The organism is Streptomyces sp. NPDC054932 (assembly GCF_053610205.1).
Genome location: NZ_JBSGXU010000062.1, coordinates 18,405 through 40,752 on the forward strand (window position 1 = coordinate 18,405; position 22,348 = coordinate 40,752).

Sequence of the window (22,348 nt, forward strand, 5' to 3'; positions counted from 1 at the left end):
GTGAACAGGGCCCGGCGGTGTCGGCCCGGGCCCGGCGGGCGGAGATTCTCGACCGCGGCGCCGGTCGAGGAGCCGGTCGTGGCGGGCGTCCGTCAGCGCGGCCCGTCAGGTGTGGCTCGGAGTCGGCCCGGACCCGGACCCGGACCCGGGCTCCGGCTCCGGCTCGGGAGGAGGAGTCGGCGCGCGGCGGGGGAGGAGCAGTGGGGACGCCAGCAGGAGCAGGCCGGCCAGACCGATGGCCGTTCGCGGGCCGAGCAGGCTGCCCAGTACGCCCCAGACGGCCGTCAGGAGTGCGGTCGAGGCCTTGGCCGTCACCGCCCAGGCGGACAGCGTTCGGGCGACCCGGTCGGTCGTGGTGCGTTCGAGGCGGTAGGTGGCGCAGACGGGATTGAAGACCCCGCAGCAGAGGATGAGCCCGAGCTCGACGCCCACCACCAGGAACAACCCTGCGGTCCCCGGCCCCAGGAAGACCAGGCCGACGGGCCACACCGCGCGCAGCGTCCCGGCCACGGCCAGGACCCGGTGCTGACCGAAGCGCGTGACGAGCGGTCGGGCCAGCCGCGAACCGAGCAGTCCGCCGATCGAGGGCGCGGCGAAGGCGAGGCCGTACTGCCACGGTGCGAACCCGAGCGGGCCCAGCATCAGGAAGGCCAGCATCGGCTGGGTGGCCATCACCAGGCCGTTGAACAGGGCGGTATTGAGGAACAGCGGACGCAGCGTCGCGTCCGCGAGGATGTACCGCCAACCGTCGAGCAGGTCGCCGGCCCGCAGCCGCGCGGCCTCTCGGCGCCCGGGCCGCGGCTCGTCCCTGCCCATCGCACGGATGCCCAGAGCCGAGAGCAGATGGCTGACCGCATCGGCCACCACCGTCACCACCGGACCCAGGAGGGCGATCGCCGCGCCGCCCAGAGGCGGTCCGATGATCGTGGTCGTCCAGGCCGTCGACTCGAACCGGGCGTTCGCGACGAGCAGGTCCTCGGCCGGCAACAGCGTCTTGAGGTAGGCACCGGAGGCGGCGCGGAAGGTGATGTCGGCCGCCGCAACGACGACCGAGACCAGCAGGAGCTGCAGGAAGGTGAGCACGCCGAGCGCGAACGCGGTGGGGACCGTCAGCAGCGCCGCGAACCGCACCAGGTCCATCGTGATCAGCACCGGCCGCTTGCGTCGGAACTCCGCCCACGGACCGAGCGGCACCGCCACGACCGCGCCCACCGCGGCCCCCACCGTGGACAGCGCGGCGACCTCGCCAGGTCCCGCCTGCAGCACCTGTACGGCGATCAGCGGGAACGCGCCGAAGGCGAGCCACGTGCCGAGCGCGCTGGTTCCGTACGCTCCCCAGAGCCATCCGAACCGCCGCCCCAGCCGGTGTCCGCTCCTCATGCCCGCTGCCCCCTCGCCACTCACCTGTACAACCGATCCGCGACCGGAAGCATCAAAGCGAGCAGCACACCCGGGGATCAAACAACCGCAGGGCCACCCAGCCACAACCAATGGTTGTGCTCGTAGGCTCTCGGCATGGACCTCGATACCGTTCGGACCTTCGTCGCCGCCGCCGACGCGGGGCAGTTCCAGGAGGCCGCCGCCGAGCTGGCGGTCACCCAGCAGGCCGTCTCCAAGCGCATCGCCGCGCTGGAGCGCAAGCTCGGCGTACGGCTGTTCACGCGTACCGCGCGCGGCGCCGGGCTCACCATCGACGGGCAGGCGTTCCTGCCCCACGCGCGCGAGCTGCTGCGCGTTGCCGAGCGCGCGGTCGCGTCCGTGCGCCCCGGTCGCCGGCCGCTGCGCGTCGACGTGATCGCCTCGCGCGTCGCGCCGTCGGGCCTGATGCGCGAGTTCCATCGCACGCACCCCGAGATCGAGCTCGACGTGCTGATGCTGTTCGACATCGAGACAGCCGTCGCCGCCCTCCGGTCCGGTGCGATCGACGCATCCTTCCGCGCCGTCGCCGTGCCCGGCCGGCCCCTTCCCGAGGACATCGAGTCCGTCCGGGTGCTCGACGAGCCGCTCCAGCTCCTCACCGGCCCCGGCCACGCGCTGGCGGGCGCCCGGTCGGTGTCCCTCGCCCGGCTCGCCGGGCACCGCATCTGGATGCCCGGCGTCGTCCCCGGTACCGAGTGGGCCGCCTACTACGACGACCTCGTCGCCGAGTTCGGCCTCACCATCGAGGCGACCGGCCCCAACTTCGGCTCCGACGCACTCCTCGACACCATCGCCGACACCCCGGCCCTGGCCACCTTCATGGGCGCGCAGACCCGCCTCGTGTGGCCCGCCGGCCACGGCCTGCGCCGCATCCCGGTGGCCGATCCGACGCCCGTCTACCCGCACTCGCTCCTGTGGCACCGCGACAACCCCCACCCGGCGCTGACCACTCTCCGCGCCCACCTCGCCGCCGCAGCGCCCGGCGGCCACGACGCCACCGGGACCTGGACACCGGGCTGGGTGACTCCGCGCTGAACCGTCCGCTCCGAACTGCTCGGGCGATTCAGCGCCGGTCTGCCGTAAAGAGTCCACCGGCCGCCCCGGGGCCGAACCGGTTCCCGGTCGCACACACGTGCGTGACCTGCGTTAGTCTCTCGGGGCGCGGAAGCGGAACGCACATGCAGACGGGGGAGCAGTGGTCTATTCGGAGCGCTGGCAGGAGCTGTTCGGACCGATCGACGGCGGGCCTGCGATGAGGCTCGCTTCGGCGGCACCCGACCCCGGCGGCGGCGGGGGCGGGACCGGAAACCTCCAGCACAGCAACGGCCCCTGGACCAGCGCCTCCGGCACCGCCGGCGACCTGCGCACCAATACGGAGACGAGCCGGTCGGCGCTGGGCCCCGGCCACGAGGGCATCGAGGCGGGAGCCGCCGGCCTCAGCTCCGTCGCCGCCCTCAAGAGCGTGCTGACGTCCTGGGAGGAACGCCTCCAGGCAGTGCGGGACGAGTGCGAACACCTCAAGGGAAGCCTGCTGACGGTCGCCAAGGAGATGGGCGAGACCGACAACGCCACCGGCGCATCCTTCAAGGGCGTCGACGGCGCCGCCAAGGCGGACGAGAAGCGATGACCGGAACCCTCACCTGGCAGCAGCTGCGCGATCTCAAGACCTCCGAGTTCACGGAGGCGGGCGACAAGTGGCACGAGGTCGCGGGCCGCTCGGACTCCGACCGCGTACTTGTCGACCGCGCGATGTCCGCGAAGCTCCGCGAGACCCAGAAGAGCGAGTCGGCGGAGGCGGCCCTCGGCCGGCTCCAGCGCCTCAGCCGCAACTTCCAGTACCTGCACACCGAGTGCGGGCTCGTCCGCACGGCACTCAACGGCCTCGCCGGCGATCTCGCCGAGCCTCAGAACCAGTTGAAGCAGGCCCTCGCCGACGCCGCCGCCCTGAACTTCACCGTCCACGAGGACGGTTCCGTCAGCTACCCGGCCACCGAGGTCCAGGACCTGACCGGGGCGAAGAAGGAGGCCCCGGGCAGCAAGGTCCAGGGCAGCTCCCGCCTCCCGCTGGAACCGCCCGGCCTCGGCTCGCAGGGCCAGTCGCCGCTGTACCCCGGCTATTCGGGATTCAAGCCGCTGAACCCGAACGCGGCGAAGGCCCAGGACGTGGCCGACCGCGTCGCCCGGGCCGTACGGTCCGCGCGGGAGATAGACGCCCGGTACGCGAAGACCCTCAGTGGTCTGAAGGCGGAGAAGGGCCTCGACGTCACCGAGGCCACGCTGAAGGACGTCTTCCAGGACACCTCCGACGTCCGCTCCACCGCAGGCAAGTACCTCGGCGAAGGCGTCCCGGAGGACAAGAGCCCCGCCGACCGCAAGAAGTGGTGGGACGGCCTGACCGACGAACAGCGCCAGGAGTACCTCGAGATCGCCCCCGACCTGATCGGCGGCCTGGACGGCATCCCGGCGGTCTCCCGCGACGAGGCGAACCGCAACCACCTGCCGGTCCTCATCGACGACCTGACGCGCCGGGGCGGCGACGACGCGGAGACCAAACTCAACGCCCTCCGCATGATCCAGGACAAACTGAAGGAGCCGAGCGTCCCGCCCATGTTCCTCCTGGGCATCGGAGACGAGGGCAACGGACGCGCCATCGTCTCGTACGGCAACCCCGACACCTCCAAGAACGTCTCGGCGTACGTCCCCGGTCTCGCCACCAAGCTCGACGACGAGTTCGTCAAGGACACGATGAAGCGGGCCCAGGACACGGCCTTGGGCGCCCAGCGCCTTGACCCGTCCAGCGCCTCGATCATCTGGCTCGGCTACGACGCCCCGCAGAACGTGGACGTGATGTCGAAGGGCGATGCACAGCGGGGAGCCCCGGCCTACAACCAGTTCATGGCAGGTCTCTCGGCAACGAACGAGAACGCGGACCCGCACGTGACGGCGATCGGGCACTCCTACGGCTCGCTCACCGTGGGCACGGCCGCCCAGCAGTCCGGCGGGATCCCGGGAGTCGACGATGTGATCCTGGTCGGCAGCCCCGGCGTGGACGCGCAGAAGGCGACGGAGCTCGGCGTGGGCAAGGAGCATGTGTTCGTCGGCGCCGCCGACAACGACCCGGTCACCCATCTGCCCACGAAGGACGAGGCGGCGCTCGGCTGGATACTGGGAGGCCCGGTGGGGGTTCGGGTCGGACGCGACCTCTTCGACATCGACAACGACGACTTGTACTTCGGCAAGGACCCGGCGAGCGAGGCCTTCGGAGCACAGCGCTTCCTGGTCGACGACGGGCCCAGGATGATCCGCGATGTCGGACTGTTCGACGCCCACTCCCAGTACTTCACGCCGGACAAGGACATGACGTCGGCGAACAACATCGCCCGGATCGTCGCCGGACACCCTGAGAAAATCGTGAGGGAAGAATACCGATGAAGCGCATCACCCGGACCATTCGTCTGACCTGTGCGGTGGCCGTGGCCGGCGCGCTGCTCGCCGGGTGCGGGCTGTCGGGCGGCACGAAGGACGGACGAGGGGCAGTGGCAGGCATGGACATGCAGGGAGCGGCGGAGCGCGCCGACGCGATGTTCTACGGGACGGTCGGGGCGATCAAGCCGGAGATCGAATGGGTCCACCACACGACGACGACCGGCAGCTGCGACGTGACGCGCTACTGGACCGTGATGACGGTCGTCTCCCCTCAGCGCCGCGGCAACTTCCTCGGTGTGGTGGAGAATTTCTGGAAGGCGAACGGCTACCGGATCAACACGGTGAATCCGGACAAGGAGATGCCTGAGATCATTGCCACGTCCCCGGACGGCTTCGGCATCAGTGTCCTCTTCGGATACAAGGGGCAGGCCTTCTTCGAGGTCACCAGCCCCTGTGTCGGCGAGTCGAAGGTGGCGGCGCCCACGAAGGTGGCGACCGGCCCCACGTACGAAGGCGGAGCCGCCATCCCCACCCCCAACGTGCACTCCGACTTCTGGTCCGCCGAAACCCCGGCCCCGGGCCCTGCCCCCTCGTCCTGACCGCAGGCGCTCCGTTCACGTCTCAGGACGGACAGCAGGCGGGCACTTCGAGTGCGGACGACGGTCGTCGCAGCGAGCAGATCATCGCGACGGGCCGTCGCCGCCGCTGAACCCGTCAGCCGCTGCGCCGGTCCTCGACCTGAACCCGCAGGTGCGGCCAGGCCGTGGCCAGGCGCGAGAGGTCGTCGGCCGCCAGCACGGTCACCGATCCCAATGACCCGTCCGGCCTGAAACGGACCAGCGTTCCGGTCGTGCCGTCGACCTCGACGGGCTCAAGATCGGTGACGGGGACGCCGTGTTCGTAGCGCTGGGTCCAGGCCCCGTTGAAGCGCCGGTTGGTATGGGCGAGCCACTCGCTGAGCGCCGCCACCACGGACATGCCGCGCCGAGGATGCCCGTCGGGCAGCACCTCGACCCGAGGGAAATCGAAGAACCGGAGATCCTTCGTCGCCATGACCGGCTTCTTCACGCTCCGGCCGTGCTCGTCGACGCGGGTGTCCGTGCCCCGTCCGTCATCCCGTACCGACAGGGAACCGTCGGGATGGAGAACGACGACGCAGTGTCCCCCGCCCGTGCTTGACGCTTCGTCGGCCGCATAGGCAAGTACCTCAAGGACGAGGTGCCAAGGTCCGTCCGGAGCGAACTCCGCGGGACTCCGCCGGATGTGTGCCAGATGATCCTGATCAACCATCCCGGACCAGTCATGCGTGGTGTTGGCCCAGGAAGCCCTCGATACGTCCATCGGGCAAGTATCGCGCCCGCCCGTTGCCGACATTCCTGAGGGCCGCCATGCCATCCCCCGGCCCGAGCGCAGACATTGGTGAGAGCACCTCGTTCGGAGGACGGCGGTGAGCCGCATGAGTGACAGATCGTCGGGACGGCGGATGGCGGCGGCCGATCTCAGGAAGGGAAAGGGGTGTGAGCCCATGTGGTGAGGGAGGTGCGCGTGTCCGCAACTGAAGGCGTCCTCGGGTCCGGTCGCCTGCCCGGGCCCAACCGGAGCAACGACGACAACAGCGCCCACGAGGTCGCGCGATGAAGCGCGAAGCCGAGCAGTCGATCACCCCACAGACGTTGCGCTTCTACGACGGTGGCGTCGACGCCGACGAAGGGCAAGCGGAAGTCTCGCCCGAGCCGGGCTCCAATGCCCGGATCGAGCTGGTCCGGCACACCGATGGCGGCAGCGAACAATTCGAGATGCGGCGCCGCATCGCCTACGACGACCGGCAGCTCGGCGAGCTGCTGGTGCCCCGGAGGACCCGCACCTTCCGCAGCGATCTGACCTCCGTGCCCGCGCTCTTCACCTGGCTCGTGCCGAAGACCGGGGAACATCTTCCTGCCACGTTGCTGCACGACGGTCTGATCCACCCACCGGGCGATCAGACGTACACCTCCACCAGAGGCCACGTCGTGCGGCGTGTGGAGGCCGACCGAGTATTGCGCGACGCGATGGCGGACGCCGGCACCGCGCTGATCCGGCGGTGGCTGATCTGGTCGGCCGTGGCGACGGCGACGATGCTCGACGGCAGGGGAACGGGCTGGTCGACAGGGCGCAAGTGGTACTACCGAGTGACTGCGGCCGGAACCCTCTTGCTGATCTTCGCGCTCGGCGTCTACGCGTTCTTCGACCTCTTCGACGGGATCACCGGTGGCGCGACGCTGCCGTGGATGGGCGACCGGCCGTGGTTCGTCGAGATCGTCGGCGGGCTGTCGGGCGCGGTCGTGATCCCGCTCGTGCTCGCGCTCGTGTTCTGGGGACGCTTCCGGATCGCCGGAGCGGTCGTGGGGGTGAGCCTGGCCGTGCTGCTCCCCGCCACGGTCGCGCTGCTCGTCCCCACCGTCATCTACCAGTTCCTGGAATTTGCGGCGAAGGCCCCGAGGATGGCACTCGCGCTGGCGGGCGTCCTGGTGACAGGGGCGCTGGCGGTGCTCTGCGTATTCTCCGGCGCGGCGCTCTTCCAACGATGAGGCCAGGCCACCATCAAGGCGTCGGTGCCCTGGGTAAAGGTGAGGTCTGCCCCGTGCATCGATGGGCCGGCTCCAGTGCGGACGGCCTTGCTGCCCGTCGTCCTGGGCTGCTTAAGAGCAGATCAACTGAACCTTAAGGCCGTCTTTGGCCTCCGCGCCCGGCGCGTCGATCAGGACTGCCGGTGTGAGCGCAGCGCACGCGTGCCCCGCGTGCGTCCCGACTGTGACCTGCTTCTTTGACGGCGGTCCATGAATTGCGAGCCTCCCGTGATGCGCCCATGCAGCACCTCAAACCTCCTCGCGGCGGGATTTGTAATGCGACGACAAGGAATGAACTCGCCTGTGACGCCGGGCGTATCCAGGACGAGGGGGACAACGTCCATCGGATCGAGGAGTGTCAGTGTCCAGAAAACGGACTATGAGTCTCAAGAAGAAGCTCGTGCTCTCTGTCGTGGCCGGAGCCCTGGTGGCCGGAGGGGTCGTCGTCACAGTGGCGACCAGTAATGCGGCAGTCCCCGACGTCGTATGCCAGGGCTCCACGGTGACGTTGTCGGGTGAGGCGGGTGCACCGGCGGCGACGAGTGGGACGTTCCCGGTGGGGACGAAGTTGAAGGTGACGAATCTGGACAACGGTCAGGCGACGACGGTGACGGTGAGTGGTGCGTCGGGTAGTTGTGTGCTGCTGAACAATGCGGCTTTTGAGAAGGTGCGGGAGCCGGGTAAGAACCTGATCCGGCGGGCGCGTATCGAGCGGGTGTCGGGTGGCGCAGAGGCACCGGCGGGTGCTGCGGGTGCGGCTGGTGCGTCGGGCGCGGCTGGTGTGCAGGTTCCGCAGGCCACTGGTGAGGTGGTGTGTCCGGGGTCGACGGTGACGTTGTCGGGTGAGGCGGGTGCGCCTGCGGCGACGAGTGGGACGTTCCCGGTGGGGACGAAGTTGAAGGTGACGAATCTGGACAACGGTCAGGCGACGACCGTGACGGTGAACGGTGCGTCGGGTAGTTGTGTCCTGCTGAACAATGAGGCCTTCGAGAAGGTGCGGGAGCCGGGCAAGAACCTGATCCGGCGGGCGCGCATCGAACGCGTGAGCTGAGCGACCAGAGTCGAAACGGCACACCGAAGCTACGGCGGGGGCGCGGGCACATCGTCCCCGCCGTAGCCTCGGCAGCCTCCCTCTCCGCCCTCTCCTCCAGCGCCGGGGTGTACCTGCCGTTGCTGCACAGGGGCGGCAGGTCAAGCAGCGTGAGGTGCTGCACGAAATCGAAGACCTCGAAATCGAGGCGAACCGGGTGTCCCGCCGACCGGAGAGGGATTCCGCACCCCCGGTCCTGGTCGAGGTCGATCTGGCAGTGGACGGCGACCCGGTGCAGTACGCCGACAGGCTGCGCGGAGTCCTGGGCGCGGTGTTGAGGATCGCGGCCTCGGAACCCGTCTGCCGAGGCGGAACCACCACGGAACCCTTCGCGACCGAGGGGCGGGACCGCTACCGGGCGCGGACCGGTGGCGAACCCTGGGAGCTGCAGAACTGGCTCTCGCGCTTCGATCCGGAGCTGGAGGTACGCGGCTGGGCCTGGTGGGACCTGACCCGGCCGCCCGCCGGGGAAGGCCGGTTGCGGCTCTGGGCGGACACCTGGGGCGAGCCGTCCTTCGCCTGGGAGGACCTGCGCTGGCTGCTCTACACGTGCGGCGCGCGCACCGTCGCCGATCCGGTGATCGTGCAGCCGGAGACCTGGGCCGGTGAGGTGTCCGTCTGACCGGCGGTCCGGTCCGGACCGCGTCCGGTGGATCCCGGCGCCCCCATTACGTACAGCGCGAACATCCTCCGGGAGAGACCGGTCGGAGCGGTGGGCATGGCGGTGTGCGTGGTGGTCACGGCGGCGACGAGGGCCGTGTGCCGTCCCGGCCGGCCCACGCAGCGGGAGTCGATCCGCTCGAGGGCCGGCCGGCGTCCCGCGGCGCGATGGCCACGCTCAGTCGGTGGGGACCGTCCCACGCAGGAAGTCGGTGAGCAGCTCCGTGACCGCGGTGGGCCGCTCCAGACCGGGGAGATGGCCGGCCCAGGGCAGTTCAAGGTGGCGGGCGTCGGAAAGCAGCGTCGGCAGCTGGGCTGCGATCTGCCGGAAATCCACCACATCCTGATCACCCGACAGGGCCAGACAAGGTGCCTTGATCGCCGACAGGTCGACCTCGTACTTGACCCGGCCGGCCCCTTCGGGAGCCGCCAGCTGCACCTCGAAAGCACGCCGCTGCATGGTGCGTACGTGATCCCGAACCGTCTCGTCGGCGTCCGGCCCCAGCCAGGTGTCCACGTTCAATTCGACGGCTCCCGCCACATCGCCCGCTTCGAGCAGCGCGTCCTCCTGCTCGGCGAACGCCCTCAGCTCGGCGCTGGGTTCGTGTTCCGGCAGATCGGTGCACAACAGAGCCATGGCGGACACCCGGCTCGGTCGGCGGGCGGCGATCTCCAGGGCAACACGTCCGCCGTACGACGAGGCGATCAGCGCCGCGCGGTCGATACCGAGCACGTCCAGCAGGTCCACGACATCGTCTGCATCGTTGTGGCGCTGCTCGGTCAGGGGAGACTGGCCGAAGCCCCTGAAGTCGCAACGCACCACCCGGTATCCGGCTTCGACCAAAGCCGGCCACAGCGGGTCCCACATCCTGCGGTCGCACACCCCGGAGTGCAGCAGCACCAGGGCGGGACCGTCTCCGGATTCATCGTAAGCGAGAGTCATGCGGCAGACCTTAACGGAGAGTGATCGCAATACCCAAGGCGCCGTCGGCGGGCGCCATTTGCTGTCCGGCGGCTCCTGCCGGTCTCCTCCCTGCAACGTCCAGCAGAGGCTGAGTGACTCCTATCGGGACACGTCCCCTGCCGTGGCAGCAGGGTCCGTCAGCCGACCGACCACAGCCGGTGCCGTTCGTAGACCACGCACGGGCTCGCGAAGCGTCCCGGAGGGACAGGCGGATGTGCAGTTCCAAGGTCTGGTTCACGACGGCTTTGCGGTGAGCTTCCCGTCGGGAGTGAGAGTGAAGACGGTGCGGCTCATTCCGCTGGTCTCGCGGACCGTCTTGCCGTCCGTGTGGAGATGGATCTCTTCGGCTTTGCCTCAGTGGACCCGGGCTTGGGCGGCGTGCGACCAGCGGTTGACCCTGACGTGCGTCGACCAGCCTGCCATCTGTTCGTTCCTCCAGCCTCCCCAGCTGCTTTCCGGAAGGAGCTCCGGCGTCTTGCCCTGGAAGAAGGACACGGCGGTGAAAGCGAACAATGCGGCAACCAGGAAGCCAAGTGCAGCCGCACGGGAGCGGTGACTCGATAACGGCACGGTAGGTCTCCTCACGGTGCGGATGGAGCAGCCGGGCCGTGAGCCCGCCTGTCCGACTGTGGCGATGGCGCCGGCCAGCTAGACGGACGCCGACGCGGATCCGTTCCACTCCGGCGGCGGTCCGGACCGTGCCGCTTGGTGTCATTGGCTCGCCTACGAGACCCGGAACGGCGTCATCCGCGCCGATCCGACCCTTCTGCCGGCTGCTGAGTCCCGACGGCAGAGTGCACGCCCACCACTGGGGGGCGCGGACATCGGTCCGTTCCGGCTCGGCCGCTTCGCGTGCAAGCAGGGCCACGAGTTCGGTGCGTTCGACTTCCTGCAGCACGGGATCCGGAAACACGGACAGGAGTCGGTGAGGGCGGTCTTCGAGCTGAAGAACGCGGCCTTCCTCCGCGTCGACCCGTACTTCGCCGTCAACTGCGCCACCTGCGAGCAGCCCATGGAAGACGGCATCACGTACGAGGGCGACACCTGTGCCGGGTGCTCCTACCCGGACCCGCCGGTCTGTGTGTAGGCGGCTCTCCGGCCTCGTCGGCCGTCCGTACGAGCCAGAGGGCATCCGTCTCTCGGCTCGTCCTCAGCGGCGGCGGCCGTCGGGGGAGCGGGGCGGGATGTAGGAGTGGCTGAATACGGGGGAGTACTTGTCCAGGCGGGCCTGCTGTCGGGCGTTCTCCTCTATACGGAGCCCCTCGAGGTTCCTCGTCCGGGTGGCCTTGTCACGCCAGAGGAGTAATGCGACCAGTGTGACCACGGGCAGAAGGAAACACGCGTAGACGGTGACCATGCCGTTCGAACCCCCTGGCGAAGATCAGCAAGTGCGTCGAGTCTGCAGGCGAGTTGGCGAGCCGGTCAAGGAATTTGGGGTCGCCGGTCGTTCGTCCGGGGCATCGCGGTGCGCTCTCCGCTGCTTGGTCAGGGGCCGTGAAGTTCGGTCTCCCACGGTTCGAACGGGGGCTCCACCTCGTACCCCGGATCACAGCGCTCACGGATCCACTGAGCGGCGCGGTACTGAGCATCGCCGTCATTGAGCGTCTGCCCGTCGTCATCGACTTCGAGGACGTTGGTGAAGACCGCGAAAACCATCTCGAGATCCGAGCCGAATTCGAGGAGGTGGGCACGGTAGTCGATCCCGTCCAGCAGGTCGACATCCAATGTGCCGTTGCCCAGGTAGAACGCGAAGAATCGGAGAGAGGCCCGCACGTCCTTCGGAAGGTGTGTCACGGGATCATCTTCCACGAGAGTCCGGTGTGGTCGCCGTGTAGCTTTTCGGCATGACTGATGACTGGCGGACGGACCGGATCGGGAGTGCGCTCCGGGGCGAGAATCCTGCTGTGCTGCGGCGCTTGGACGCGGGGTTCGCGGTGGTCGGGGACGTGCAGTTCCTGCCGGGCTACTCGGTCCTCTTGGTGGACGAACCGGATGTGCAGCGGCTGTCGGATCTGCCGAGGGCCAAGCGGCTGCGTTTCTTGTCCGACATGGACAAGCTGGGCGAGGCGGTCGAGCGGGCCTGCCGTCGGCTGGATCCGGAATTCCGGCGGGTGAATCTGGAGATCCTCGGCAACACCGACGGGTTCTTGCACGCGCACGTGTGGCCGCGGTACGAGTGGGAGCCGGCCGATCTGGTGCGGATGCCGGTGTGGCTCTATCCGCGCGAGCGCTGGAGCGACGAGCAGTTCAAGCTCGGTCCCCGGCACGATCCTCTGCGCGAGGCGATATGCGGCGAACTGGATCGCTTGCCGTCCTGAGTCGGCGGACCGGACCGGACCTGACCTGACCTGACGGACGGACGGACCAGCCCGCCCCGGGTCTGTCCGGGCCGGTCGGCGAGCCCCGTGATGAGATGCGTGCGAGCCCGACGTCCACCGGCCTTCGAGGGCGGTCCCCGGCCCTGGTCGAGCCCGTGCTGGGGATACCCCCCTCCCCACACCTGGGGTGCGCCGGATTCTCCCGGTCCCGGCGGCGAACCTAGCGTTTCGCCATGACTTCGACTCCGCGCACGCTCCTCGCCGTGGTCCTGGCCGCCACCATGCTGCTCGGTACCGAGACAGCCACCGCCGCGGCCCGGCCCGCGCGTTCCCCCGTCGCAGACCAGTTACGCCGGGACACCGAGGCGATCCACGCCCTCGGTGTCAGCGGCGTGCAGGCCCGCGCGGTCACACCTGACGGTCGGCAGTCGGTCGCCACCAGCGGCACGGCCGACCTGCGCACCGGCCGCCCGGTCTCGCCCGACGGCTACTTCCGCATGGCCAGCACGGCCAAGACGCTGGTCGCCACCGTGGTCCTCCAGCTGGAGGCCGAGGCCGCACTGTCCCTGGACGACACCGTCGAGCACTGGCTGCCCGGAGTGGTGCGGTGCCACGGCAACGACGGCCGCAGGATCACCGTCCGTCAGCTGCTCCAGCACACCAGCGGCATCCACAACACCCTGCCCGGATACACCACGGCGGCGGAGTACTACGAACAGCGCCACGACGTCCACGGCCCCGAGCAGTTGGTGGCCCGCGCCATGGCCCATGCGCCGGACTTCCTGCCCGGCGAGGGCTGGGCGTACTCCAACCCCGGCTACATCCTGCTCGGCATGATCATCCAGCGGGCCACCGGCCACCCGGCGCACCGGGAGATCGAGGACCGGGTCCTGCGCCCGCTCGGGCTCGACCAGACCCGGTGGACCGGGACCTCCTCCACCCTGCCCCGGCCGCACGCCCGTGCCTACCAGCTCTTCGGTCCCGGCTCCCGGGTGGACGTGACCGATCAGATCGCGGTGGACCGCGAGACCTCGTTCGTGACGACCACGCGGGACGAGAACCGTTTCCTCCGCGCGCTGCTCGCGGGCCGTCTGCTGCCGCCGCGGCAGCTGGCCGAGATGAAGCGGACCGTCCCCGTGAGCGCGGAGGTCCAGCAGATGTGGCCCGGTGGCCGTTACGGGCTCGGCCTGGTCGAACGCCCCCTGACCTGCGGAGGAACGTACTGGAGTCACGAGGGCGGGGACGGCGGCTACATCACCCTCAACGGTGTCACCGACGACGGCCGCCGCAGCGCCGTCGTCTCCATGTCCGAGGCGCGCGGCGACACCTTCGAGCACATACTGGCCCAGGAGAACGCGGCCGCCACCCTGATCGACAACGCGCTGTGCGGCGGAAGCCGCAACGCTCTCAGTACTCGCCCTCAACACCCGTGACCGCTGGAGGCCCGAGGGGCGCGTCCTTCTCCGAGAACCCGAGCTCCTCCAGAGCGGCGGCCACCAGGCGGACGGCGTCGGCCTCGGCCGTCGCCCGGTCCGGGGCCTCGACTTCGAGCCGGACGGAAAAGGTACCGCCCTCGTGGACCGTCAGCAGTTCCACGTCTTCCGTCTCGCTCAGGTCGGTGTGGTGCGAAGCCAGCCTTCTCGCCAGCCCGGAGCGTGCTGCATCGTCGACGTCCCTCAGGAACGTGCCGGGCACGGTGATGACGTAGGTGGTCACTGCTGCCTCCTGTCGGCTGGCAAGGCTGAGCCTCGTTGCGGATGCCCAGGTGTCGCGTTTCGAACCCCCTCAAGCTCACCAGATCGGACGGCCGGATGCCGCCCGGCGGCCCCGCCCCGGCGTGTCCGGGCTGCCGGGGCGGGTCAGTGCGACGACCGTTCAGCCCCGGGGTTCTTGCGACGGGCTTTCCGGGCCTGATGTCTGGCATGCACGTCGGTCCACAGGGCGGTGCGTTCGGCTGTCGTGGTGTCGTCGAGGGTGAGGCCGAACACGTCGCCCAGTGCGCCGAACCAGTCGCCGGCGGTGTCCAGTTCCCGCTCGGTTCGTCCGGCGGCGTCGGTCCTGCTCAGGATGCAGCCCTCGATCGCATCCACCCCGTGGGGATCCCTGCGCATGACAGAGACAGTGCGGACGAAGCCCGACTCCGGCGACGTCGACAGCTGCCGGTGCCACGCCGTGAAGTCGCCGGGGCCTGCGGGGGCCAAGGAGAAGTCCATGCCGACGAACGTGCCGCGCGGATCGTGATCGAACCGCCAGCCGCCCGGTTCGACGCCCGAGCGCGTCATCCGGTAGGTGAAGGGGCCTTGCCGGTACGTCGCCGCGCACAGGGGGAGTGGTTCGTGCAGTGCATCACCGAGACCGACATCGATGAGCCATGACCGGTCTTCGCAGGCCACGACGAGAGTGAGATGGTCTCCGGTTACTCCCGGCGGCGGCGCCTCCGGCCTGCTGTGGACCCCGCCACGGTGCCAGGAAACGCAGTATCCGAGTGTCTGCAGAAGGGTGGCGAAGGCGCCGTTGAGATGGAAGCAGTACCCGCCGCGCCCGCGCAGGATCCGGGCGACGGACTCCTGCGGATCCACGGTGGTCGGCCGCCCCAGGTGGATCTCCAATGTCTCGAAAGGTACTCGTTCCACGTGCGCCGCATGGAGCGCACGCAGGCCGGCGACCGAGGGGACGCTGCCCGGGTCCGGGATCCCCAGGAGCTGGAGGTAGCTGCGCACATCGGCTTTCTGCATGGTTGCGACGCTAGCCAACGGCACGGAACCCCGGCCTCGGCTGTGCGGCGGACATCCGCCTGCTCCGTTTGACGTAGGACCGGCACCAGCACCGGCAGCAGCACCGGTGCGAGCGCGGGGGCGGGGGAGCAAGGATCCGGGCAGGGGGCTACCCCTACCGCCCCGGTACCGCTACCCGGTCTGCGCACGGGCCTGCTGCCTCGGTGGTCCGGTGGATCTTGAACGAGCAGGCTGGACGCGTCCGGATTCCCCACGATTGGAATGCCCTGTGTCCCCTGAGAAATCGGTGCGCGGCCGCGCGGCGCGCGCCGCTGCCGTCGCTGCACTCGCCGCCACGGTGTGCGGCACCCTGATGACCGGCAGCGCCGGAGCGATCGTCAACGGGGAGGACGCCACCGAGCGGTACCCGTTCATGGCGACGATCCCGGAGTCGGCCCCGGAACTCGGACTGCTCGACGGAACCTGCGGGGCGTCGTTGATCGATCCGCAGTGGGTGCTGACGGCCGCCCACTGCGTGCAGGGAGAAAAGCTCGTGCTCGACGGCACCGTCCGCGTCGGCAGCGATCACCGGAAGTCCGGGGGAACGGTCCGGGCCATCGACCGGATCGTCGTTCATCCCGGCTATGTGAACGGCTACCAGGGAGGCGCCAACAAGGACGACGTCGCCCTGGTCCGCCTCGACCGCCCGGTCACCGAGAAGCCGATCCCGCTCGCGAAGCGGGCCGGACGGCCGGGCACGCCGACCCGGATCCTCGGCTTCGGCACCACCTCCGACACGGAGATGAAGTTCGCGGGCCGGCTGCAGGAGCTCGAAACCCGCAGGGGCAACCGGGCCGAGTGCGCCCCCGGATACGCCGACCCGAGCCGGCTGTGCACCATCAGCCGCGTGCCCGAGGCCATGGCCTGCTTCGGGGACTCCGGCGGGCCGCAGCTGCAGAGGGGCAGGTACGGGCGCTGGGAGCTCGTCGGCGTCACCTCGGGGCCCGGCGCTCCGGACCTCGCGTGCTCGGACGGGCCGGGGCTCTACAGCAACGTTCCCGCCTACGCGGATTGGATCCGGCAGACCATCGAGCGCGACGCCTGATCGCCGGCGGAGCCGACGGCTCGAGGCCCACGCCTCACGCGGCGGCTCCGCCGGAGGCCGCGGCGCGCGCCGGGCACACTGCCGCACCGACGCACTGCCTCCCGCGCGGCCTCTCCCGCGGCGGCCGTACGGCATGCTGTGCAGGTGAGTGATTCCGAATCCGCATGGCAGGCTTGGCTGGACAGCCTGGACGCGCCCCGAAGAGCGACCGGCGAGTCGCTGCGCGCCCGGTTCGTCGCACTGGGGGCGGCGGACGCCGCCGACCGGGCCAAGTCGGAGATCTGTGAAAACCAACCGCACCTGGCGCGGTTCCTGCTGCTGCGAAGCCTGTGGCGCGGCGCCATCGACGGCTGGGAGGATCCCGGTGCATTCGATCAACTCCCCGCTGCGCAGCGGCTCCTCGCTGCGGGGGCGGACCGGGCCGATCTCGCTCGCCTGGCTCGCGCTGTCGCGTACGAGGCTGTTTTCGCAACGGTCGACGAACTCGACGCCGGCGGCGACGTGAACGTATCGGGTGTCGATGTCGGATGGATCGTCATGGAGGCGGGCGAAGACGGCACTCCGACCGGACGAGCCCTCGCGGGTCTGCACGAAGACCTCCTGACGATGGATCCGAGCGGGCGCGACGGAGCCGACCTCTGGCAGTAGGGGCTGCGCCTCGGAAGCCCGGCAGAGGCCCCGGTAGGGGTACGGCCTCAAAGCCGCAGCGCGGCACTCCGGCGTGGCGTCGCCCTCGGGTCACGTCCGATCGGCCTCGTAGCCGGGAGGGCGCAAGAGACGCAGAAGTTCGTCCCCCGTCGGGCGGTGCGTGTGGGTGAGGACGTCGCGGAGAAGGCTCACGTCCACAGGACCGTCGTAGCCCCGTACGGTGATCAGGAGATTTCCCGCCTCCTGGTACAGGGCGAGAGCCGGGTCGCTGTTGTCGGTGTCGTGCGTGACCACTTGACGCAGACCGGGACCGAGATCCGTACAGGTCACGATCTTCGTGGCGCCGCAGCTCACGATGTCCACCGGTTCCGAGCCGTCCTTCTCCTTCCGATGCATGGCGTACTCGATCATCGGACCGTGGCCGCCGACCTGAGGTCCCTGCCGGAAAACCACCTTGAAGCTGCCCGAGTTCGCCCGGGCCGTCGCATCCGTCTCGTTCCGGACGGCGTCCGGGACCAGGAGGGCTTCGGTGGCCAAGGGCAGAGAGCTGGTGAGGGCGTGGAGGTCTCGCCGGTCCTTCGCTTGTCGGAATTCGGACGCGAGCCACTGGTAGGTACCCCAGCAGGCCGCGAGCACGACGAGGAGGGTTACGGCCAGGAGGCGGGTACGGGTGGACACGGCACAAGGATGCCAACCGGGCGGGAACGGCTCGGGCCCGGGGTGGGATGCCGACCGCGGTCGTGCAACACGTACCGGCCGGACGTCACATACTGAAGACGAGGTCCGAGGCCGTGACCGCCGGTGAGCGGGCACTGCCCGGGGGTTCACGCTGGGAGGCGTCTGGTGAACACGCAGGCTTCGCCACCACCGTGGTCGCGGATGGAGCCCGCCCGGGTGGCCGGGATCGCCCGTGAGGCCGCCGAGAACGGGACGCTCGACGAGCTGCTGACCGAGGCGGAGTTCTTGGTCCATGCCGACCCACAGCTGCTGCAGCCGCTCCTGACGCGGGCCCGCGGTGCACCTGCCCGCCTGGCCTCGGCGGTCTATCGCACCTCCCTGTGCTGGCACACCGAAGCCGGACCGGAGGTACGGCGTGGCTGCTGGGCCTGGACGCGGTCCGCTGGGGTGCCCGGCAACTGGCCGCGGATCTGTCCCGGCCCACCGACGTGCGGTCCCGCCCCTTCCCGTGGTCCGTCGGCTGGGCCACCGGATCCCAGCTCAGCCCTCGGTTCATGGGCTTCCTGACCGGTCACACCAGTCCGGTGGCGGCCGTGGCCACGGCGGCGGTCGACGGCCGGCCGGTCGCCGTCACCGGACACGCGGACGGCACCGTACGGCTCTGGGATCTCCAGACCATCGCCCCGATCGGTCCACCCCTCACCGGTCACGCCGGCGCGGTGGAGGCGGTGACCACGACCGAGCTCGACGGCAGGCCGGTGGCCGTCACCGGCAGTCGCGACGAGACGGCGCGGATCTGGGACCTGCCGGGCGGGGCGCCGGTGGGCCACCCGCTGGCCGGTCACCGAGCTCCGGTAACGGCCGTGGCCACGGCCGTGCTGGACGGCCGGCCCATTGCCCTGACCGGCGGTGACGACTGCACCTTACGAATCTGGGACCTGCGCGGCCAGGAGCTGCTCGGCCGCCCCCTCCCCTGCCTGATCCGGGGCGACTGGCTGGACGATGCGGGCTGGGTCATGGCGACGGTGCTGGACGGCACACCGGTCGTCCTGGTGGGCAACGAGGAATGCGCCGTGAGCATCCGGGACCTGCGCACCGGCGAGCAGCGCGGCCGCCCGGTCAGCAGCCGCGAAGTCCCGCTGCCCGGCTCCGGATGGGTGAGGGCGATGACCACGGCAGTGGTGGGGAACAGCCCCGTCGTCATCGCTGCCCTCCCCGACGACCGCACGGTGCGCGTCTGGGACCTGCGCTCCGGCGAACCGCTCGGCGCCCCTCCGGTGTTCCCCCAGCCGGTCGCCGCGCTGGCCTGGCACCCCGACGGTCGGCTGGTGGTGTGCTTCCGCTGGGAGGTTGCCGTCCTGGAGATGAGCCGCCGGCCGTGCTGACCCGCGGGGTTGTTGCCATCGCGCGGCAGGGGTTGTCGGCCGCCGAGGGTTGAACGTCGAACGTGCGGCATCGGAAAGCCGGTTGGGACTCCGTCGCGGAGCATCGAGAAGAGGACGTCACCCCGAGGACGGCGTCGAGCCGGTCGGCGGCCGCGGGCTCCAGCTGCCGCCGCACCGGCCCGTTGCCCCTCGGCTCCGCCGCAGGCCCTTCTCAGGCCGGGACCGCGGTCCCGGCTGCCCGGTGTGCCTTCTCGTCGGCGTCCGCGAGCCAGAAGTACAGCGGCGGCATGACCAGTTCGACCACCGTCAGAGCCACTTGGAAGCCGTCGGGCCACCCGTGCACCGCGAGCGAGAGCAGCCGCCCGGCCGCGCCCAACAGGAACACGGCGGCCAGCCACCGGACCACGCTCGCCGGGATCGGGGATTGGCGGGCCGCCCAGATCCAGGCCAGTCCGTAGCCCGCGAACGTCGCGCCCAGGAACCGGCCGAGGCTGTCGACCGTGACGCCGGCGTCGCCCGCGCCGGGTATCGCCGCGTTCCCGAGGACCACGTGCGCAAGCCCGATCGCCACACACGCGAAACCCATCACCAGTACGAGCCATTTGAGAGTCCTGGCCACGTTACGACCTCCCACCCCAGATAAGTAGACGTGTGTCTACTAGTAGCGCGCACTAGTAGACGTGTGTCAAGTAAGGTGGGCTCGTGCCTCCCCGCCGACGACTCAGCCCCGACGAACGCCGCGCCCAGCTCCTCGCCGTCGGCGCGGAGCTCTTTGCCCGGCATCCGTACGACGAGGTGCTGATGGAAGACGTCGCCGAGCAGGCCGGAGTCTCCCGCGCCCTGCTGTACCGCCACTTCGCAGGCAAGCAGGAGCTCTTCGCGGCCGTCTACCGGCAGGCGTCCGACCGGCTGCTCGAACAGGTTCCGCTCGACCGGCCCGGTGACCTGCTCGGCCAGGTCAATGACGGTCTCGACGTACACCTGGACTACTTCATCGCCCACCGCCACACCGTTCTTGCGGCGAACCGCGTGCTCGCCGGCGACCCGGTGGTCCAGACGATCATCGACGGTGAGCTGGACGTCCTGCGGGCCCGGCTCCTTGAGGTCCTCCCGCTCACGGACGACTCCGTCCGGGCAGCCGTGGCAGCGATCCTGAGGAGCTGGCTGGTGTTCGTCCGGGTGCTCTGCCTGGACTGGCTCACCGTGGAAACGTGTACACGGACGGAGCTGCGCGACACCTGCGTCGGCGCCCTGCTCGGTGCCCTCGGTCCGTTCCTCCGCGCGGACACGGCTCAGCTTGCGCCGGGGTGCTGACGCGAGCTGCTGACCGACGGGACAGTGCATCGGGTGGACGGCGTCAACGCGACCGCTCAGTTCGAGTCGGCGCGGTGCCTGATGTTGACGGCCGAAGCCTTGGCCAGCGCTGCAGGGTTCAAGAAGCGGAACGGACCGATCAGCCGGGATCCGAACTGGTGCATGTGCCGCGCCACCGATGCGTCGCGCGCTGCCGCCGAGAACATCAGCCGCTCCATGGGATTGAACGGACGGGACTTGGCGAAGTCGGCGGCCAGGTACTGGTGACCTTGGAGCCGGCGCCGGTGTCCGCGTGCGTAGTCCACGAGCGACCTGTCGAGGTCGCCCCGACCGGTTGCGGCCGGGCCGACCGCCTCCGCCAGCCATTGCGCCGACTGCAGGGCCCACCCGCATCCCACTCCCCACAAGGGGTCGCCGGTCAGGGCGGCGTCCCCGATGAGCGCGAGGCCCGGTGCGCTCGGCCTGCGGCTGTGAAGAGGGTAGTTGACCGTGCCCGTGATCTTCGTGACGGGTTCGGCGGAGTCGATGGGCGGGGCCTCGGGCAGGGCGCGGACGAAGTCGAAGAAGCTGCCCTCCAGGTCTTCCCGGAAAGCGGGCAGCCGCTTCTTGTCCGGGAGCACCGCGACGACCGTCACCCCGTCGTCGTTCGGGAAGGCGTACGCCATGTCCGGCTCGAGGAACCAGGTGTGACTGACCCCGTCGTGCAGCGGCAGGTTGCGGAAGTGCGCGAAATAGCCGAACCGCCCGTTCTCGTACTGCTGAGCGGGTATCCCGGCGTACTTCGCCACGGCCGAGTCCTTGCCGTCGGCGCCGACCACCAGGCGGGCCCGGATCTCCCGCTCGCCCTGCGGTGTCGAGGCGCGCACCCCCACGGTGCGGCCGGCCTCCCGGAGCAGCCCGTTCACCTGGTGACCGAGCAGCAGATCCACGCCGGGCGTCTGCTCCGCACGGGACCTGATCAGCGGGTCGAGGGTGCTGCGGCGGATGTTGTACCCGTACGGCAGCTCGGGGCCGGCGGGCGCCGACCTCGGCTCGATCCATCCCCAGCGGGTGTGCCAGCGGGCGAGGTTGCGGACGGCCCCGGCCTTCTCCAGAGCGGGGACGAGGCCGAGTTCGTCCAGGACCGGGTAGGCGTTGGCCGTGAGGGAGTGGGTGCAGAGGACCTTGTACGCCCCGGGGTCCGAGCGGCGTTCCAGCAGCGCGACGCGGACACCGCGTCGAGCGAGCAGGATCGCCGCGGCGCTGCCGGCGAGGCTGGCCCCGCCGATGACGACGTCGTAGTCGTATCCCGAGCTCTCAGGCCTGGGCATGAGCTGAATCGCTCCTTTCGGATCGTGCTGCCGTTCGGGGGAGTGGTGCAGTGCCCACTCGTGTCAGGTACATGAGCAGCTGTCAAGAGTTGCGGACCGGACGAGGCGTGATCCGGCAGCGGCGGCCTGAAGACCCCTGGCCGCATCGGTGGACGCGTACGCCGTCACGGAGCGCCCGCCGGGCCGTGGGGGCTGATCGCGGTAGCTGAATTCGTACGTGTGGAACGGGAAGGCCGGGGCACACGCGCTTCCGAGGTTGTCGAGAAGGGCGGAGGAACTGCCTCACCGTCCTTTCGTTTGTCGGAGGAGTTGTTTTCGCGTGACTGAGCATGTGTGGAGTTACAAGTCGACGTCGGGCCACCTCGCCGGTGCCGACCTCACCGGCTACAAGGTCGAGGCGGTCGACGGCAGCATCGGGAAGGTCGACAAGCACTCCGGCGAGGTCGATGACGCCTACCTGGTCGTGGACACCGGCGTGTGGATCTTCGGCAAGGAGATACTCCTGCCTGCGGGCACCGTGATCTCGATCGACGCGGACCAGCGGACGATCTACGTGGACCGCACCAAGGAGCAGATCAAGGACTCCCCGGAGTTCCACCGGGAGAAGCACCTCGGCGACGCGGGCTATCGCGAGCAGCTGGGCACCTATTACGGCGTCGGCGGGCCGTTCGGCGGTCCGATCGCCTGACCGGGGAGGACACAGGGGTGGGG

Annotated in this window: 25 protein-coding genes; 15 read left to right on the top strand and 10 right to left on the bottom strand. The window is 69.9% G+C overall.

Translation table 11 applies throughout. The features are described 5' to 3' along the window. Positions 1-105: 105 nt before the first annotated feature. A complete protein-coding gene (locus tag ACWGE1_RS18805; RefSeq protein ID WP_453421610.1) occupies positions 106-1,380 on the bottom strand; it encodes an MFS transporter in 1,275 nt (424 codons plus the stop codon). 135 nt (positions 1,381-1,515) lie between these two features. Here ACWGE1_RS18805 and ACWGE1_RS18810 point away from each other — a divergent pair, with 135 nt between their 5' ends. From ACWGE1_RS18810 to ACWGE1_RS18825, 4 genes are all read left to right on the top strand, one after another. Beyond that, positions 1,516-2,454: a LysR family transcriptional regulator gene (locus ACWGE1_RS18810; RefSeq protein WP_453421611.1), complete on the top strand. Its 939-nt coding sequence runs from the start codon at positions 1,516-1,518 to the stop codon at positions 2,452-2,454. 160 nt (positions 2,455-2,614) lie between these two features. Continuing rightward, a complete protein-coding gene (locus ACWGE1_RS18815) occupies positions 2,615-3,046 on the top strand; it encodes a hypothetical protein (RefSeq protein WP_453421612.1) in 432 nt (143 codons plus the stop codon). After that, positions 3,043-4,851, top strand: a complete 1,809-nt coding sequence (locus tag ACWGE1_RS18820) for an alpha/beta hydrolase (protein ID WP_453421613.1) — start codon at positions 3,043-3,045, stop codon at positions 4,849-4,851. Before ACWGE1_RS18815 ends, ACWGE1_RS18820 begins: the two co-directional genes overlap by 4 nt. Then, positions 4,848-5,444, top strand: a complete 597-nt coding sequence (locus ACWGE1_RS18825) for a hypothetical protein (RefSeq protein WP_453421614.1) — start codon at positions 4,848-4,850, stop codon at positions 5,442-5,444. The genes ACWGE1_RS18820 and ACWGE1_RS18825 overlap by 4 nt, the downstream gene beginning before the upstream one ends. 115 nt (positions 5,445-5,559) lie before the next feature. Here ACWGE1_RS18825 and ACWGE1_RS18830 read toward each other — a convergent pair whose 3' ends face one another. Continuing rightward, complete coding sequence (locus ACWGE1_RS18830; RefSeq protein WP_453421615.1) at positions 5,560-6,186, bottom strand: ATP-binding protein; 627 nt, start codon at positions 6,184-6,186, stop codon at positions 5,560-5,562. A gap of 293 nt (positions 6,187-6,479) precedes the next feature. Here ACWGE1_RS18830 and ACWGE1_RS18835 point away from each other — a divergent pair, with 293 nt between their 5' ends. From ACWGE1_RS18835 to ACWGE1_RS18845, 3 genes are all read left to right on the top strand, one after another. After that, entirely contained in the window at positions 6,480-7,412 is a 933-nt protein-coding gene (locus ACWGE1_RS18835) for a DUF1353 domain-containing protein (protein ID WP_453421616.1), read from the top strand. 418 nt (positions 7,413-7,830) lie between these two features. Continuing rightward, positions 7,831-8,502 carry a hypothetical protein gene (locus tag ACWGE1_RS18840; RefSeq protein ID WP_453421617.1) on the top strand — a complete coding sequence of 224 codons (672 nt, stop codon included), beginning with the start codon at positions 7,831-7,833 and terminating at the stop codon, positions 8,500-8,502. Positions 8,503-8,656: 154 nt separating this feature from the next. Next, positions 8,657-9,163, top strand: a complete 507-nt coding sequence (locus ACWGE1_RS18845) for a hypothetical protein (protein ID WP_453421618.1) — start codon at positions 8,657-8,659, stop codon at positions 9,161-9,163. A gap of 216 nt (positions 9,164-9,379) precedes the next feature. On the opposite strand, the gene ACWGE1_RS18850 is transcribed toward ACWGE1_RS18845, so the two are convergent. Then, positions 9,380-10,144 (bottom strand): alpha/beta fold hydrolase, encoded by a 765-nt coding sequence (locus ACWGE1_RS18850; protein ID WP_453421619.1) that lies wholly within the window; start codon positions 10,142-10,144, stop codon positions 9,380-9,382. Between the two features lie 946 nt (positions 10,145-11,090). Between ACWGE1_RS18850 and ACWGE1_RS18855 the strand changes: the two genes are divergently transcribed. Then, positions 11,091-11,252, top strand: a complete 162-nt coding sequence (locus tag ACWGE1_RS18855; protein ID WP_453421620.1) for a hypothetical protein — start codon at positions 11,091-11,093, stop codon at positions 11,250-11,252. Positions 11,253-11,315: 63 nt separating this feature from the next. Here the strand turns inward: ACWGE1_RS18855 and ACWGE1_RS18860 are convergent, their stop codons facing one another. Further along, positions 11,316-11,489 carry a hypothetical protein gene (locus ACWGE1_RS18860; protein ID WP_453421621.1) on the bottom strand — a complete coding sequence of 58 codons (174 nt, stop codon included), beginning with the start codon at positions 11,487-11,489 and terminating at the stop codon, positions 11,316-11,318. 161 nt (positions 11,490-11,650) lie between these two features. Continuing rightward, positions 11,651-11,959 carry a DUF7677 family protein gene (locus ACWGE1_RS18865; RefSeq protein WP_453421622.1) on the bottom strand — a complete coding sequence of 103 codons (309 nt, stop codon included), beginning with the start codon at positions 11,957-11,959 and terminating at the stop codon, positions 11,651-11,653. 50 nt (positions 11,960-12,009) lie between these two features. Between ACWGE1_RS18865 and ACWGE1_RS18870 the strand changes: the two genes are divergently transcribed. Continuing rightward, entirely contained in the window at positions 12,010-12,483 is a 474-nt protein-coding gene (locus tag ACWGE1_RS18870; RefSeq protein ID WP_453421623.1) for an HIT family protein, read from the top strand. Positions 12,484-12,716: 233 nt separating this feature from the next. Continuing rightward, positions 12,717-13,916: a serine hydrolase domain-containing protein gene (locus tag ACWGE1_RS18875; protein WP_453421624.1), complete on the top strand. Its 1,200-nt coding sequence runs from the start codon at positions 12,717-12,719 to the stop codon at positions 13,914-13,916. Here ACWGE1_RS18875 and ACWGE1_RS18880 read toward each other — a convergent pair. Both ACWGE1_RS18880 and ACWGE1_RS18885 read right to left on the bottom strand, forming a co-directional pair. After that, the gene (locus tag ACWGE1_RS18880) at positions 13,891-14,199 is read right to left on the bottom strand and encodes a hypothetical protein (protein ID WP_453421625.1); all 309 of its coding nucleotides are present in this window, start codon (positions 14,197-14,199) and stop codon (positions 13,891-13,893) included. The two genes, ACWGE1_RS18875 and ACWGE1_RS18880, sit on opposite strands and share 26 nt — an antisense overlap. Positions 14,200-14,342: 143 nt before the next feature. Next, positions 14,343-15,218: an arylamine N-acetyltransferase family protein gene (locus ACWGE1_RS18885; RefSeq protein ID WP_453421626.1), complete on the bottom strand. Its 876-nt coding sequence runs from the start codon at positions 15,216-15,218 to the stop codon at positions 14,343-14,345. Positions 15,219-15,486: 268 nt separating this feature from the next. On the opposite strand from ACWGE1_RS18885, the gene ACWGE1_RS18890 reads away from it, so the two are divergent. Both ACWGE1_RS18890 and ACWGE1_RS18895 read left to right on the top strand, forming a co-directional pair. Beyond that, a complete protein-coding gene (locus tag ACWGE1_RS18890) occupies positions 15,487-16,302 on the top strand; it encodes a S1 family peptidase (RefSeq protein WP_453421627.1) in 816 nt (271 codons plus the stop codon). Positions 16,303-16,446: 144 nt separating this feature from the next. After that, a complete protein-coding gene (locus ACWGE1_RS18895) occupies positions 16,447-16,950 on the top strand; it encodes a hypothetical protein (RefSeq protein WP_453421628.1) in 504 nt (167 codons plus the stop codon). Positions 16,951-17,040: 90 nt separating this feature from the next. Here the strand turns inward: ACWGE1_RS18895 and ACWGE1_RS18900 are convergent, their stop codons facing one another. After that, entirely contained in the window at positions 17,041-17,628 is a 588-nt protein-coding gene (locus ACWGE1_RS18900) for a hypothetical protein (protein WP_453421629.1), read from the bottom strand. Between the two features lie 380 nt (positions 17,629-18,008). Between ACWGE1_RS18900 and ACWGE1_RS18905 the strand changes: the two genes are divergently transcribed. Continuing rightward, positions 18,009-19,013, top strand: a complete 1,005-nt coding sequence (locus tag ACWGE1_RS18905) for a WD40 repeat domain-containing protein (protein WP_453421630.1) — start codon at positions 18,009-18,011, stop codon at positions 19,011-19,013. A 211-nt stretch (positions 19,014-19,224) separates the two neighbouring features. Here ACWGE1_RS18905 and ACWGE1_RS18910 read toward each other — a convergent pair whose 3' ends face one another. Further along, positions 19,225-19,632, bottom strand: a complete 408-nt coding sequence (locus tag ACWGE1_RS18910; RefSeq protein WP_453421631.1) for a DUF4345 domain-containing protein — start codon at positions 19,630-19,632, stop codon at positions 19,225-19,227. Between the two features lie 83 nt (positions 19,633-19,715). On the opposite strand from ACWGE1_RS18910, the gene ACWGE1_RS18915 reads away from it, so the two are divergent. Further along, the gene (locus tag ACWGE1_RS18915) at positions 19,716-20,327 is read left to right on the top strand and encodes a TetR/AcrR family transcriptional regulator (RefSeq protein ID WP_453421632.1); all 612 of its coding nucleotides are present in this window, start codon (positions 19,716-19,718) and stop codon (positions 20,325-20,327) included. Positions 20,328-20,383: 56 nt separating this feature from the next. Here ACWGE1_RS18915 and ACWGE1_RS18920 read toward each other — a convergent pair whose 3' ends face one another. Beyond that, positions 20,384-21,637 carry an NAD(P)/FAD-dependent oxidoreductase gene (locus tag ACWGE1_RS18920; RefSeq protein WP_453421633.1) on the bottom strand — a complete coding sequence of 418 codons (1,254 nt, stop codon included), beginning with the start codon at positions 21,635-21,637 and terminating at the stop codon, positions 20,384-20,386. 319 nt (positions 21,638-21,956) lie between these two features. Between ACWGE1_RS18920 and ACWGE1_RS18925 the strand changes: the two genes are divergently transcribed. After that, the gene (locus tag ACWGE1_RS18925; protein ID WP_453421634.1) at positions 21,957-22,325 is read left to right on the top strand and encodes a PRC-barrel domain-containing protein; all 369 of its coding nucleotides are present in this window, start codon (positions 21,957-21,959) and stop codon (positions 22,323-22,325) included. Positions 22,326-22,348 lie beyond the last annotated feature (23 nt).